This window comes from Pseudomonas sp. MF6767 (assembly GCF_016405475.1).
Taxonomy (GTDB): domain Bacteria; phylum Pseudomonadota; class Gammaproteobacteria; order Pseudomonadales; family Pseudomonadaceae; genus Aquipseudomonas; species Aquipseudomonas paracarnis.
The window spans coordinates 1-13,399 of record NZ_JAEKCY010000024.1 but is presented as its reverse complement, the minus strand read 5'-3'; the positions used below and the strand labels follow the sequence as shown (position 1 = coordinate 13,399).

Genomic DNA, 13,399 nt, shown 5'->3' with positions numbered 1-13,399 from the left:
AACCCGTCATGCGCATTTTATGGATCCTGCCCTACTCACCCTGGCCCGCCACCAGCGGCGGCAAGACGCGTCAGTTCCACCTGCTGCGCAGCCTGGCGGCCCGGGGGCATCGGATCACCTTGCTCCTGCATGACAAACACCCGGTATCGCTGACCGATCGCCAGGTACTGGAAGCCTTTCTCGAGCAATTGATCATCTTGCCCCGCCGCCCACTGCGCAGCGTGAAGACCCTGGTGGCCGGACTCTTTGCACCCTACCCCTTGCTGGCCAGCGTGAATGGGCTGTCGGGGGCGTTGCAGGACCGATTCAACCAACTGCTCAATGAGCACTGGGATGTGGTGCAAATAGAACACAGCTACAGCTTCCAGCCGTATGAAGACGCCCTGGTGCGCAAGTCCCAGCCCTTCGTGCTCACCGAACACAACGTGGAATCGGCCTTGGGCGCGGCCACCTATGACCGCCTGCCGGGCTGGGCGCTGCCGTTCATTCGCTACGATCAATGGCGCTATATGCGCTGGGAACGCCGGGTAATGCGCCAGGCTACCCAGGTGGTAGCAGTAACCGACAGCGATGCACAGGTGATGCAAGGCATCGCCGGCAAACCGGTGCCGGTGGTGGTCAATGGCGTGGACTGCGACCACTTTGCCGCTGCACACCCAGATCCATCGACACGCCGTGTACTGTTTCTCGGAAACTATGAGTACGCGCCCAATGTGGACGCGATCGAGTGGGCCCTGGATGAAATCCTGCCCAAAGTCTGGGAGCACTGCCCGGATGCGCGCATGAGCGTGTGCGGTTTCGGCATGCCCGACGGCTGGCGCGAGCGCTGGCAGGACCCCCGCATTGAGTGGCAAGGCTTCGTGCCGAACCTGCTGAGCCTGCAATCGAGTTGTTCAGTGTTCCTGGCACCGTTGCGCCATGGCGGCGGCTCCAAGCTCAAAGTGCTGGAAGCGCTGGCGGCCGGCCTGCCCCTGGCCAGCACCGAGCAGGGCGTGTCGGGCCTGGACCTGGTCGACGGCTTGGACTACCTCGCAGGGCAAACCGCCGCTGACCTGGCGAATGCTGTAGTACGCCTGCTGCAATTCCCCGCGGCCGCAGCGCCCATGGGCGAAGCCGGGCGCGCCTATGTGCGGCGCGCCCATGACTGGAGCGTGGCCGCCAGCCAATTGGAGCAGGTGTACGCCAGCCTGTCGCCGCTCACTCAAAAGGAGCCTGTATGCGTGTAGGCCTGGATTACCGCACCGTCGGCACCTCGCCGCAATCGGGTATCAGCCGCCAGGTGTATGCCCTGGAAAGCGCCTTGCGTGCCTTGCCGGGTATCGAATTGGAACGGTTTACCGTGGCCCCGCTGGGCGACCAGACACGCTTGCAGGCCCACTGCCCGACCTGGGGTTGCGCGAAGACGGCGATGCATCAGCCACAGAATCGCCTGCGTTTCGAAGCCGGCTTTTTACCCCGGGCCCTGCGCGAACAACAGATTGACCTGTACATCAGCACCTTCAATATGGGCTTGCCATTACCACCCAAGCCCAAGGGGCTGCGCACTGTGGTACTGCTGCACGACCTGTTCCAGATCACTTTGGACAACTACCACGCCAATCGCCTCAAGGCCCTGGTCTACAAGACCAGCGACCGGCTGTCGATTGCCTATGCGGTGCGCAGCGCCGACCGCGTGTGGACACCCTCGCAATACAGTGCCGATGAAACCGTACGCCTGTTTCCCCAGGCGGCGGGCAAGGTGCGTGTGCTGCCCAATCAGGTGGATGGGTTCAATGAGCCGGCAGCAGACCTGTCCGATCTCCACTTACCCGAAGCCTTCTGGCTACTGGTGGGTACTCGCGAGTTGCGCAAGAACGTACCCTTTCTGGTGAAGGCCTGGCAGCAGGCGCGGCAGCAATCACCCGCTGTACCGGAATTGATGCTGGTGGGCAGCCTTGAGCATTTGCCCGAAGCACTGCGCGGGCTACCGGGAATTCGCGCACTCAGTGGTGTCACCGATGCCCAACTGCAGGCGTTGTACCGCCAGGCGTCCCGTGTGTGGCAGCCCTCCTACGCGGAAGGGTTTGGTTTACCGGTGATTGAAGCGCTGAGCGTCGGCACACCTGTGGCCGTGGCCAGCGGTACCTCGCTGGATGAAATCACCCCGCCGTCGGCGCCGCGGTTTTCCCCGACCGATGGTCCGGCGTTGGTGCAACTGATGCTGAGCCTGGGCGAGCGCAGCGACGAGTCTTCTGCAGAACAACGCAAGCAATGGGCCGAACGCTACAACCCAAACGCCTATCGTCGGCGCCTGGCCGAACTGATCGAGGAACTGAAATGAGACTCTCCCTGGCAAGCCTCGTCGCCATCCTCTTCGGCGTGCTGTTTGGTGCAGCCGCCCTGGCGCTGTCACCGGCCAAGGCCTTTCTCGCTGTGATGGGTGTTGCGGCAGCCGTGACCATCCTGCGCTTTCCCTTCTGGGGCTTGTTGCTGTTTGCCCTGGTCGCGACCTTCATGCCCTACTCCACCCTCAACCTGGGCATCCGCAGCACGGTAAGCGAAGCCATCCTGGCGCTGACCTGGGGCGCCGTGCTGTGGCACAGCTTCCTGTCACGCCTGCCCGATGCACCGCGCCTGGCACGCCGGCCCACCGACCAGATGCTGCTGTGGCTGATGCTGTTCAGCGTGTTCCCGTTTATCGTTGGCCAGGTGAGCATCCACGCCGAAAGCAGCGGCGTAGCCAACTGGCTGCGCTGGTTGTTGAACCTGTCTGGGGTGTTCCTGGCCGCCAAGCTGCTGGTGGACTATAAACGCCGCGAAAGCCTGGTGATCGCCTTACTGCTGGGCACTCTGGCGATGCTGGTGATGTCGATCGCCGTGTTCGTGCGCACGCGCTCCGGGGCAGGGATTGCGCCGATTCTCGCCCTTCTCAACTACGGCAACTTCGACATGTTGAAATTCGGCCTGGAAGCCATGTCGTCGCGTATGGGTTCACCGTGGATGCACCCGAACGCCATCGGCGGGATCATGGCGCTGTTGCTGCCCCTGGCGTTCTGTTACGGCATGACCGAACAAGGCTTCAAACGTGCGCTGGGCCTTGGCGTGGCGTGCCTGGGAGCGGCGGCGTTGCTGTTGGCCAGCAGCCGTGGCGCGATGGTCAGCCTGGCGCTGGTACTGATGTGGATGGCCACCCGTCGCGTGCCTTACACCGGACGCTTGTTGATGATCGGCGCGGCGTTGACCGTGGCCTTGGTAATGGCCTATCCACCGCTGCAGGAACGCTTGGCGACGATCTTTTCGTCGAGCAACGCCAGCACCGAAGTTCGTTTTGATGAATACCGCATGTTCCCCCAGGCCATGGTGGCGTATCCGTTCGGCATTGGCTTCAAGGTTGACCCTCCGGTACCGGGCACACACTTGCTGGGGATCTCCAACCTGTGGCTGAACTTTATCTACAAGACCGGCATCGTCGGCATGCTGCTCTTTATAGCCGTTACGGTGCGTTGGTGGCGTGAAGCCAGGCCGGAAAAAGGCCCGATCCGCCTGACCAAGGACAATGCCCTGTGGCTGGGCAGCACGGCAGGAATTCTGTCGGCGCTGGTCAGTGGGTTATTTGACCACTACTTCAGTTTTGCCGTCGTGATGGTCGCGCTGTTCTGGCTGATGGTTGGGATCAATGTGCTGGAAGCACGGCGCTTGTTCCCAGCGCGCCTGCCACAGGTCAAGACTGTGGTTTTTCGCAAGCCGCTGCTTGATGGCGCACGCCCCTGATGCTCGGTTCTGCAGTATGGCTGACCCTGGCGACCCTGCTCGGCCTGTGCCTGGGGTTCGCACGCGAATGGTTACTGGTGGCGGCCTGGAGCGCGGGGGAGCGCAGTGATGCGTTCTTGATCGCGCTGTTCTTGCCCGAGGCGCTGCGAATGTCGCTGGCCGGTGGCGTGTTGAGCGCCGCCGCGTTGCCGCTCTACTTGCAGCGCAAGGACAGCGAGCGCCTCGATTGGCTGGCCGTGTTGTTCCCGGCATTGCTGTTGGTTGCCCTGCTGGTCAGTCTGCTGCTGATGCTGTCAGCCCCCTGGCTGGTGCAGGTACTGGGCCCAGGGCTGGCGACCAGTGCCACCGCCCTGGCCGCCAGCAATTTGCAGGTCGTGGCCTGGTGCGTGCCAGGCTTGATGCTGCATGCACTGTTCAGTATTCCCTTGCAGGCCAGCGAGCGTTTTGTGCTGGCAGGGCTTGGCTCGTTGTTGTTCAACCTGCCGCCGGTGGCCTATCTCGCGTTGGCCGGCACGGCCAGTCAACCCCATAGCCTCGCCTTGGCCTGTCTCGCCGGTAGCCTGTTGATGCCTTTGGCGTTGTTGCCGTCGATTTGGCGTCAGGGCTGGCGGCCGTGGCGCATGCAGCTGGCGGTTGCCCCCCTGCGGGAGTTGGGCCAGCGTATAGGCCCGCTGTTACTGAGCAACGGCGCCAGCCAGGGCTTGGCTTTGATAGAACGCCTGGTGGCGTCGCTGCTGGGGGAAGGCGCGGTGACCTGGGTCAACCTGGCCCGCAAGCTGATGAACCTGCCGCTGATTGCGCTGATGAGCCTCAACCAGGTGCTGCTGGGCATGATGAGCCGCCGCCAGGGCGATGAACGCCTGGCCCTGCTCAAGCGCGGCCTGGAAACCGCCAGTGTGCTGACGCTGCCGGCCGGCGTCGGCCTGGTGGCGGCGGCGCCCAGTCTGGTGGCGTTGCTGCTGCCCAAGCAATCGGTTGATTCGCCTCTGCCACTGTTACTGGCATGGTTTGCCGTGCCCTTGGTGTTTGGCGCATGGAACGCCCTGCTGGCGCGCTATGCGTATGCCGCGGGCGATACGCGCCAGCCGCTGCGTTGTGAATTATTGGGCAGCCTGGTCAACGTGCTGTTGCTCTGCGCACTGCCGTTTGCATTTGGCCTGGCCGGTATTCCGTTGGCGGCGTTGGCTGGGGTGATCTGCACCGCACTGCTGCTGATGCAGCGCCAGGGGCTGCTCACGGCACTGCCTTGGGCGCGGCACTGGCTGCTCGGCACGTTGATGCTGGGGCTGGCGGCGCTGGTGTTGTTTGGGTTGCAAGACGTATGGCTGCAATTGGGGTTGAGTACCCTGGCAGGTGCTTTGGTGTTGCTGGGCATGGGGCTGTGGCTTAGGCCGTGGCGCAAGGCGTGAATGATCGTTCGGGAAGACTTAGATGAAACATCGCTGGATTCAAATGGATATCGCCAAGGGCATTGGTATCCTGATTATTGTGTATGGTCACAGTTGGTTCGTCGCCACCTCGCTGGACTTGATGTACCCGATCCTGGCGTCGTTCGTGCTGCCGTTGTTCTTTTTCCTGTCAGGGGTGTTCTTCAGGCCCGAGCAACCGTTCGTGGAGATGGCGGTGCGCAAGGCCGATGGCCTGCTCAAGCCGTTTTTTTTCACCATGCTGCTGTACGTGATCGTACGTGACGTACTGCGGGGGCAACCGCTGCTGCCGGATATAGGCGGCGTGCTGTATGCCTCGGTGGACACTATCCCATGGCAAGCGCTGTGGTTCTTGCCGCACTTCTGGGTGGCGATTCTATTCAGCTGGCTGATGCTGCGGCTGATCCAGCGCTTGAAGCTGCCCCTGGTGGTCGCCTGCATGCTGATCGGCGTGCAACTGTTGCTAGGCATCTGGACGCTGCAATGGTTCTGGCAGATACCGGTGAGCGTCGGTGACCACACCTGGATGTTGCCCGGCCTGCCCTTCAGCCTCGACGTCACGCTGATCAGCAGCACCTACTTCATCTATGGCTACCTGCTGCGCGATTGGCTGCGCCGGCATGAAGGTTCGTTGCTGACCCTGTTGATCTCGGTGGTGCTGTTCGCCGCCGTGTTCATTTACAGCCACGACACCATGGACTTGGCCCAGCGACGCTACGACCACTGGCTGTGGACCAGCCTGCTGGCAGTGATCGGCGTGTACATTTGCTGGGCGCTGGCACGGGTGTTGATGGTGTCGGCGCTGCTCACCCGAGTGATGACCTATATCGGCCAGTCCACCCTGATTCTGTTGATCTTCCATGGCGAAATCCAGCACAAGACGTTTGACCTGATGGAGCGCCTGGGCCTGCATCCGTTCATGGCGGCATGTGTAGGTTTGGTGGTGGCACTGTTGGTGCCGTTGCTGATAGGGGAAGTGATCAAGCGGGTGGCGTTCTTGCGGTTTTTCTATTTTCCGTTTCCGGTGCGCAAAGCGCCTAAACCGTAAAAGCACTACAGGACTAATGAGGAAGCGGGCTTGCTTGCCACAACAAGCCAGCTCCCACATGGGCCATGTAGTTCAATCATCAAGTTGCTGAGGCGCCGACTTGCTGACGGGTTTGCCAGGTTTGGCCCCCTTGGCCGGCGCAGCAGGCGCGGCAGGCTCAGGTTCTGCCACGGCAGCTGCTTCTTTTTCTGCCATCGGCATCTGGTCGATGGCGCTGAAGAATTCCTTCAGGTCGAGGCTGTCCGGCGGCACGGTTTTTTCGAGTTTCTTCTCGCCGTCCTTGCCGACCAGAATCACTTTGGTGCCGCTGCCGACGCCGAGCTTGAGGGCACGGATCAGTGCGTTGGTTTCAGGCGGCGTGAGCTTTTTGCTGTCTTTGGGATCCTTGGCGAACTTCTCCCCTTCGGCACCAATGCTGCCGAACTTCACGGTGTAGAACACCATGCTGCGCTCTTCGAAGGCCTGCTTGGTGGCAGCCTCTTCCAGTTGTTTCTTCAGCGTTGCCAGTGTCGGGTTTCCAGCATCAAGCTCCACGACCACCAGGGGGCGCGTCTTGCCCAATTCCTGCTTGAGCGGATTATCATCAGCGGCCAACAAAGGCCCCGTAAAAGCCATCAAGGTAGCCAGGGTCAGCGACCGGATGAGCATGCGCACCTCCTTTGAATTCCATGCAGGGTTCTTGAGTTTCATGTCTGCGACAGCCAAATTCAAGGATGATTCCTACACCACTTTGAGAAGCGTAGGTCAGGAAGCCCGCTACGCAAGGGCTTGGACAGTGGCCTGGTCATTGTTTCTTCCGGTTACGAGACCTTCCACTGCGGCCAATGCCGGGCAAAAACGGGGGCCACGACAGGGTCAGCGTCTACCCGCTCCAGGCTCTGCGCAAAGCCCGGCGCCAGGTTGCCGAGCACCTCGCGCGCGTCGTCCCAACGCGACACCGCTGCCGCCATGATGCCCAGTGCATTCGGCGCGTTGCTCGGGGTAAACAGCTGGCCGGCAAACTGATCGGCAAACACGACCCAAGCCTGGTGCAGGTAGCGCCGTGTGCCGCTGACCAGTTGCGCTTGCTGCGCCTCATCGGCATTGCCCAACCAGCGTTGCGGGTAATCGATGATACCGATCGCCGAATAGCAGTTGGCGGCGATATACAGCAAGCCACGCAGGATCTGCGCACGATCGCCAGCCAGCAACTCGGCCTTGGGATACTCCAGGCCCAGGTGGATCAGGATCGCGGCGCTTTCGGTCAGTACCTGGCCATTTGGAGTGACCAGGGTGGGGATCTGCTTGAGTGGATTGATTCGTGCAAGCGCGTCGCTACCCTCGCCGTCCTGCCAGGAACTGGCCTGCACGCGATGCCACGGCACTGCGCAGCGTTGCAGGGCAATTTCGATCATGCAGGAGCCGGATTCGTCGGTGCCATAAAGGGTGTACATGGGCGTTTCCTCCTGAGCGATGGGCAATATCGAGCCTGTGGTCGGGTACCTAGAATAGCCCCATCTGCCCGCCTACCAGGGTACCGAAATCGTCATTCACGAACGGCAGGATTGCGTCAGCCACGGGCTGCAATTGGCGCGTGACGTAGTGGTCGTAGTCGATGGGTGCCCGCCGCACTTCCAGCGGTTCCGGGCCGTTGACACTGATCACGTAGCTGATCCAGCCACCCCGCTGGTACTGACGCGGGCGGCCCAGGCGATCGTTGTACTCGTCTGCCAGGCGCGCGGCGCGTACGTGGGGCGGGACGTTGCGTTCGTAGTCGTGCAAGGGCCGGCGCAGGCGTTTGCGGTAGATCAAAAACTCATCGAATTCGCCGCTCAAGGTACGCCGCACATAGTCGCGTATGTAGTCTTGATGGGGTTGGCGATGGAAGATGCGTTGGTAGAGTTCCTGCTGGAATTGCCGGGCCAGGGGCGACCAGTCGCTGCGCACGGTTTCCAGGCCTTTGTAGACCATTTCTTCGCTGCCATCTTCGCGCACGACCAGGCCGGCATAGCGCTTTTTGCTGCCCTCCTCGGCGCCACGAATGGTCGGCATCAGGAAGCGACTGAAGTGGGTTTCGTATTGCAGTTCCAGGGCGCTTTGCAGGCCGTACTCGTTGCTCAGGTGCGCGCGCCACCAGTCGTTGACGTGCTGCACCAGCGCCAGGCCGATGCGATTGGCGTCCTGCGCAGAGTGCGCGCTGCCCAGCCAGACGAAGGTGGAGTCGGTGTCGCCGTAAATCACCTCGTACCCTTGGGCCTCAACCAGGGCGCGGGTCTGGCGCATGATCTGATGCCCACGCAGGGTAATCGAGGACGCCAGCCGGGTGTCGAAGAACCGGCAGCCGCTGGAGCCGAGCACACCGTAAAAGGCGTTCATGATGATCTTCAGTGCCTGGGACAACGGCGCATTGCGCTCGCGCTTGGCCTCTTCGCGGCCTTCGGACACCCGCGTGACGATGGACGGCAGGCAATGCCGGGTGCGGGAGAAGCGCGCTCCGCGAAAGCCTTCCACCGAATCGCTGTCGTCGGGATGCTTGAGGCCTTCGATCAAGCCCACCGGGTCGATGAGGAAGCTGCGGATGATCGACGGGTAAAGGCTTTTGTAGTCCAGCACCAGCACCGACTCATAGAGGCCTGGACGCGAGTCCATGACAAAACCGCCGGGGCTGGCTTGGGGCGGTTTGTCGCCCAGGTTCGGTGCTACAAAACCCTGGCGGTGCATCAACGGCATGTACAGGTGGGTGAAGGCGGCCACGGAGCCGCCGTTACGGTCGGCCGGCAACCCGGTGACGCTGGCACGTTCCAGCAGGAACTTGAGCAGCTCGGTCTTCTCGAAAATCCGCGTGACCAGTTCGCAGTCCTTGAGGTTGTAGCGCGCGAGGGCAGGCTTGTCCTCGGCAAACATGCGGTTGATTTCGTCCATGCGCTGGTACGGCGTGGAGATGTCCTTGCCTTCGCCGAGCAGGGTTTGTGCAACGTTTTCCAGGCTAAAGGATTCAAAACTCCAAGTGGCCGAACGCAGCGCTTCGATACCGTCGATGATCAGTCTTCCTGCCGCCGCCGCAAAGTAGTGATTGCGGCTACCGTGTTCGCGCCAGGCCATTGATTCCCCGCCACGTCCCAGCAACAGCGGCACGTTCAGGCGTTGGGCGTGTTCGTGGAGTACGCGCAGGTCGAACTGCACCACGTTCCAGCCGATGATCGCGTCGGGGTCAAAAGTGGCCAGCCATTGGTTGAGGTGTTCGATCAGTTGAGCGCGGGTGTCGCAATAGTCGAGCTTGAAATCCACGGCTTCGGTTTTGTTCGGCGGGCCGAGCATGTACACCTGGCGTTCGCCACAGCCTTCAAGAGCGATGGAGTAGAGATCGCCCTGGGCGGTGGTCTCGATGTCCAGGGACACCAGCTTCAAGGGAGGACGGTAGTCGGGGGCGGGCTTCATTTGCGCGTCGAGCAAGGTGCCGCTTGCATCAGCGGTGCCACCGAACCAGACAGGAGCGGTGATAAAACGCTCCATCATGTAGCGCTCCGGAGGGCGCACGTCACCTTCGTAGACATCGACCCCGGCAGCGCGCAGGCGCTTCTCGATGTCCATCAACTGGCGGTGCTGGCGGGCGTAGAGGCCCAGAACCGGGCGGTGATGAAAGTCGCATAGCTGCAAGGGGCGCAACTCGAGATCGCGCTCCCCCTTGAGCAGCCAATCGAGTGGCTTGCGATGGGCCTCTGGGATGAAAACCACCGAGGTCTGCACGGGTAGGCGAATGCACCTTGGCCCTTGGTCGGTGGCTAGCCAGAAGCTGACCTCCGTACCCGCCGGGGTATCGCGCCAATGCCGGGTCAGGACAAAACCCTGCTGTAGATCCACCGTACCGCACCTCAGGAATCGCTTTCAGGGCGTGATTCTACTCGGCATCCGTGCAAACGCCACCACCGACCGCTATGTGCATGAAGGCCAGCAAATCAAGAAAAGGCATCGAGCTGAACGTGCTTTGTGAGCCCGTCAGCGGCCTGTCTGCCTAGGGGAGTGAAGACTGCCCTCCGGTGTGCGCCATCACTTTGTTGGGGGCTTGCTCAGATAATTTTCGATATTGCCCATTTGCTCATCCCAGCCACGGGAGTTCATTTTGAAGGCTTTCTGACGCCGCGCTTCGGGCACCTTGTCAAAACCGGACTCAACGACCCGCAACAGAATGCCTGGAGCGCGATCTTCAATCGTGAACTCCACCAGCGTCGGCTCCTCTTTGTCGTAGTCGACGCCCTCTTCCACTGCAAAAGGATGCCACCAGAAGGAAAACAGCGTTTGGGGCAGGATACGTTCGATCCGGGCCTTCCATACGACATGTTCATAACCTGGATAGGTAATCGGCGCTTCGATGGTTTCCCCAGCCACAAAAGTTTTACCCTTAAGCGCGATACCGAACCAGTGTCCAAATTGCTCGGCCTGCGTGAGAGCCTCCCAGACCTGTTTACGTGACGCATTGAGCAGGACTTTACGTTCGATGCGATCTAATACGTGCATAAGTCACCTCCTTCATTGAACAGTAGGCGACATCAATCAATGCGCAACCTTGCGTTGTGCGCGATGATGATGACCCCCTCCTTGCCTGGCCATAGGTTATGACTGACCCACTGAATGGAAGTTGCTTGTGCAAAGGCGTGCGCTACCAAGTGGACAGCCTGGACATGCCCATCAGCCACTGCCACTGCGAAAGCTGCCGCAAGGCACACGCGGCAGCATTTGTTGCCACGGCCGGGGTGATGCGTGAGCATTTTCGCTGGACGCAGGGTGAAGAGCTGCTGTCGTCATTTGAATCTTCACCGGGCAAATTCAGACATTTCTGCTCGCGCTGCGGCTCACATCTGATCGCTGAACGTGGGCATCAGCCTCACGTGATCGTGCGGGTGGCGACGCTGGATGATGATCCGGGCGTCAGGCCCACCTCGCATATCTGGACGGCCCATGAAGTACCGTGGCTGGCCTATGACGGCGTAGCACGCTGGGATGAGTGGGAGGTTTGAGTCAAACCCTTGGATCGCCGGGCGCCTTGGCCGGCGCTGCATATTGCGGCTTGAGATGGCCTTCCTGGTCGAGCAGCCAGGCATCCATGATCTGTCGCACCACAGGCCCGGCTACACGGCCGCCGGCCTCACCGTTTTCGATCATGACTGAAATCACGATTTTCGGATGTTCGGCCGGCGCGAAACCGACGAACAAGGCGTTATCGCGATGCCGCTCCAACGTCTTGTTACGGTTGTAGCGCTCACCCTGCTTGATCGCCACCACCTGGGCGGTACCACTCTTGCCGGCGATGCGGTATTGCGCGCCTTGCGCTGCCGCTCGGGCGATACCGCGGGGATCGTGCATCACCAATTGCATGCCATGGTTGACCTGTTCCCAGTCACGCGGGTCCTTGAGGATCACGTTGGGCATTGGGTGCTCATCCACCGGTGGCACACCATTGATTGTCTTGGCCAGGTGCGGTCGGTTCCATACGCCTTTGTTGGCGATCAATGCAGTGGCCTGGGCCAATTGCAGAGGTGTTACTTGCATGTAGCCTTGACCAATGCCGAGGATCACGGTTTCGCCTGGGAACCACGGCTGGCGTCGGGTTGCACGCTTCCAGGCCTGGGATGGCATTAAGCCGGCAGACTCTTCGAACATATCCAGGGACACTTTCTGACCCAGGCCGAACTCGGCCAGATAGTCGTGCAGGCGATCGATCCCGAGTTTATGGGCCAGATCGTAGAAGTAAGTGTCGTTGGAACGCATGATGGCCGCATCCATGTCCACCCAGCCGTCACCACTGTGGTTCCAGTTTCGGTATTTATGGTCAAAGTCTGGCAACTGATAGTAACCCGGGTCGAACACTCGGGTTTGTGGAGTAACAACGCCACTGTCGAGACCGGCGATGGCCACTTCCGGCTTGATGGTTGAGCCCGGCGCATAAAGCCCGCGTAACACGCGGTTGAACAGCGGTCGGTCAATGGAGTCGTGTAGCGCAGCGTACTCCTTGAAGCTAATGCCTGTGACAAACAGGTTCGGATCGAAACTCGGTTTACTGACCATAGCCAGTACTTCACCGGTCTGCGGGTCCAGGGCGACCACCGAACCACGACGGTCACCCAAGGCCTCTTCGGCAGCTTCCTGTAGCTTGACGTCAAGGCTCAGGACGATGTTTTTGCCAGGGATCGGATCGGTGTGCTTGAGCACGCGCAGCACACGGCCCTGTGCGTTGGTCTCTACCTCTTCATAACCGACATGGCCATGCAGTTCAGACTCGTAAAAACGCTCGATTCCGGTTTTGCCGATAGATTGGGTACCGCGGTACTCCACCGAATCAAGGGTCTTGGATTCCTTTTCGTTAATACGACCGACGTAGCCAATGGAATGGGCAAAGTGCGCGCCCAGGGGGTAGTGGCGAACGAATTGTGGTTCCACGTCCACCCCAGGTAGACGGAACTCGTTGACGGCCAAAACGGCGATCTGCTCTTCGGTCAACTCGTAGAACAACGTGACGGGAACAAACGGGTGGCGGGCCTGCTTGAGCGCCTTATCAAACACCGCACGGTCTTCGGCTGGCAGATGCAGCAGATTGACGATTTCGTCCAGTTCACCCTTGAGGTCGGCTGTGCGCTCACGGGTGATGGTCAAGTTGTAACTCGGGCGGTTGTCGGCCAGGACTACACCATTACGGTCATAGATCAAGCCGCGAGTCGGTGTGATGGGCAGTACGTGGACCCGGTTGTTTTCCGAAATTGTTGAGTGGTAGTCGTACTGCACGACTTGCAAAAAATACATACGCCCCACCAAGGCGCACGTGATCCCAATTACCAGCAATGCGCAGGCAAACAAACGTTTGTTGACCAAACGGTTTTCTTTTTCGTGATCTTTGATAGGTATTGGTTCAGGCATTTCTACAGCATCTCGTTGGAAAAGGTCGACGCCGCATCCTGCGGATAAAGATCAATCCTTGTGAAAATGTGCTGCACCATAGCAAAAATGCAGAAACACTTTGTATCGAATTCCCTCAACGGCAGCTTATTTAATGTTGCTGAAAGCGCCGGAATTTTCGAGCGCCCAAAACAAAACCCCAACTGCTTTCGCAATTGGGGTTTCGGAATTTAATCTTGACGATGACCTACTCTCACATGGGGAAACCCCACACTACCATCGGCGATGCATCGTTTCACTGCTGAGT

At 60.3% G+C, this 13,399-nt stretch carries 11 protein-coding genes; 6 read left to right on the top strand and 5 right to left on the bottom strand.

The window, feature by feature from the left end:
- Positions 1-8: 8 nt before the first annotated feature.
- The 5 genes from JFT58_RS26055 to JFT58_RS26035 are packed head-to-tail and all read left to right on the top strand — an operon-like array spanning position 9 to position 6,225.
- A complete protein-coding gene (locus JFT58_RS26055) occupies positions 9-1,226 on the top strand; it encodes a glycosyltransferase family 4 protein (protein WP_054898213.1) in 1,218 nt (405 codons plus the stop codon).
- Positions 1,217-2,320, top strand: a complete 1,104-nt coding sequence (locus JFT58_RS26050; RefSeq protein ID WP_054898212.1) for a glycosyltransferase family 4 protein — start codon at positions 1,217-1,219, stop codon at positions 2,318-2,320. The genes JFT58_RS26055 and JFT58_RS26050 overlap by 10 nt, the downstream gene beginning before the upstream one ends.
- Positions 2,317-3,750 (top strand): O-antigen ligase family protein, encoded by a 1,434-nt coding sequence (locus JFT58_RS26045; protein WP_054898211.1) that lies wholly within the window; start codon positions 2,317-2,319, stop codon positions 3,748-3,750. The genes JFT58_RS26050 and JFT58_RS26045 overlap by 4 nt, the downstream gene beginning before the upstream one ends.
- Entirely contained in the window at positions 3,750-5,159 is a 1,410-nt protein-coding gene (locus tag JFT58_RS26040; protein WP_054898210.1) for a lipid II flippase MurJ, read from the top strand. The genes JFT58_RS26045 and JFT58_RS26040 overlap by 1 nt, the downstream gene beginning before the upstream one ends.
- 22 nt (positions 5,160-5,181) lie before the next feature.
- The gene (locus tag JFT58_RS26035; RefSeq protein ID WP_054898209.1) at positions 5,182-6,225 is read left to right on the top strand and encodes an acyltransferase family protein; all 1,044 of its coding nucleotides are present in this window, start codon (positions 5,182-5,184) and stop codon (positions 6,223-6,225) included.
- Between the two features lie 72 nt (positions 6,226-6,297).
- Here JFT58_RS26035 and JFT58_RS26030 read toward each other — a convergent pair whose 3' ends face one another.
- The 4 genes from JFT58_RS26030 to JFT58_RS26015 all read right to left on the bottom strand — a co-directional run bounded on the left by JFT58_RS26030 (position 6,298) and on the right by JFT58_RS26015 (position 10,719).
- Complete coding sequence (locus JFT58_RS26030) at positions 6,298-6,873, bottom strand: DUF4174 domain-containing protein (protein ID WP_034125844.1); 576 nt, start codon at positions 6,871-6,873, stop codon at positions 6,298-6,300.
- Positions 6,874-7,025: 152 nt separating this feature from the next.
- Entirely contained in the window at positions 7,026-7,658 is a 633-nt protein-coding gene (locus tag JFT58_RS26025; protein WP_054898208.1) for a glutathione S-transferase family protein, read from the bottom strand.
- 49 nt (positions 7,659-7,707) lie between these two features.
- Positions 7,708-10,065, bottom strand: coding sequence for a DNA polymerase II (locus JFT58_RS26020; RefSeq protein WP_034125845.1), 2,358 nt, complete (start codon positions 10,063-10,065; stop codon positions 7,708-7,710).
- A 186-nt stretch (positions 10,066-10,251) separates the two neighbouring features.
- Entirely contained in the window at positions 10,252-10,719 is a 468-nt protein-coding gene (locus JFT58_RS26015) for an SRPBCC family protein (protein ID WP_054898207.1), read from the bottom strand.
- 98 nt (positions 10,720-10,817) lie between these two features.
- Here JFT58_RS26015 and JFT58_RS26010 point away from each other — a divergent pair, with 98 nt between their 5' ends.
- Entirely contained in the window at positions 10,818-11,219 is a 402-nt protein-coding gene (locus JFT58_RS26010; RefSeq protein WP_054898206.1) for a GFA family protein, read from the top strand.
- 1 nt (position 11,220) lies between these two features.
- On the opposite strand, the gene mrdA is transcribed toward JFT58_RS26010, so the two are convergent.
- Complete coding sequence (mrdA, locus tag JFT58_RS26005) at positions 11,221-13,113, bottom strand: penicillin-binding protein 2 (protein WP_054898205.1); 1,893 nt, start codon at positions 13,111-13,113, stop codon at positions 11,221-11,223.
- Positions 13,114-13,399 lie beyond the last annotated feature (286 nt).

What these genes read in the sequence shown, in the direction of transcription:
- JFT58_RS26045 (WP_054898211.1), top strand. Translation starts at nt 2,317, where the DNA reads ATGAGACTCTCCCTGGCAAGCCTCGTCGCCATCCTCTTCGGCGTGCTG.
- JFT58_RS26030 (WP_034125844.1), bottom strand. Translation starts at nt 6,873, where the DNA reads ATGCTCATCCGGTCGCTGACCCTGGCTACCTTGATGGCTTTTACGGGG.
- JFT58_RS26015 (WP_054898207.1), bottom strand. Translation starts at nt 10,719, where the DNA reads ATGCACGTATTAGATCGCATCGAACGTAAAGTCCTGCTCAATGCGTCA.
- JFT58_RS26055 (WP_054898213.1), top strand. Translation starts at nt 9, where the DNA reads ATGCGCATTTTATGGATCCTGCCCTACTCACCCTGGCCCGCCACCAGC.
- JFT58_RS26050 (WP_054898212.1), top strand. Translation starts at nt 1,217, where the DNA reads ATGCGTGTAGGCCTGGATTACCGCACCGTCGGCACCTCGCCGCAATCG.
- JFT58_RS26010 (WP_054898206.1), top strand. Translation starts at nt 10,818, where the DNA reads ATGACTGACCCACTGAATGGAAGTTGCTTGTGCAAAGGCGTGCGCTAC.
- mrdA (WP_054898205.1), bottom strand. Translation starts at nt 13,113, where the DNA reads ATGCCTGAACCAATACCTATCAAAGATCACGAAAAAGAAAACCGTTTG.
- JFT58_RS26035 (WP_054898209.1), top strand. Translation starts at nt 5,182, where the DNA reads ATGAAACATCGCTGGATTCAAATGGATATCGCCAAGGGCATTGGTATC.
- JFT58_RS26040 (WP_054898210.1), top strand. Translation starts at nt 3,750, where the DNA reads ATGCTCGGTTCTGCAGTATGGCTGACCCTGGCGACCCTGCTCGGCCTG.
- JFT58_RS26025 (WP_054898208.1), bottom strand. Translation starts at nt 7,658, where the DNA reads ATGTACACCCTTTATGGCACCGACGAATCCGGCTCCTGCATGATCGAA.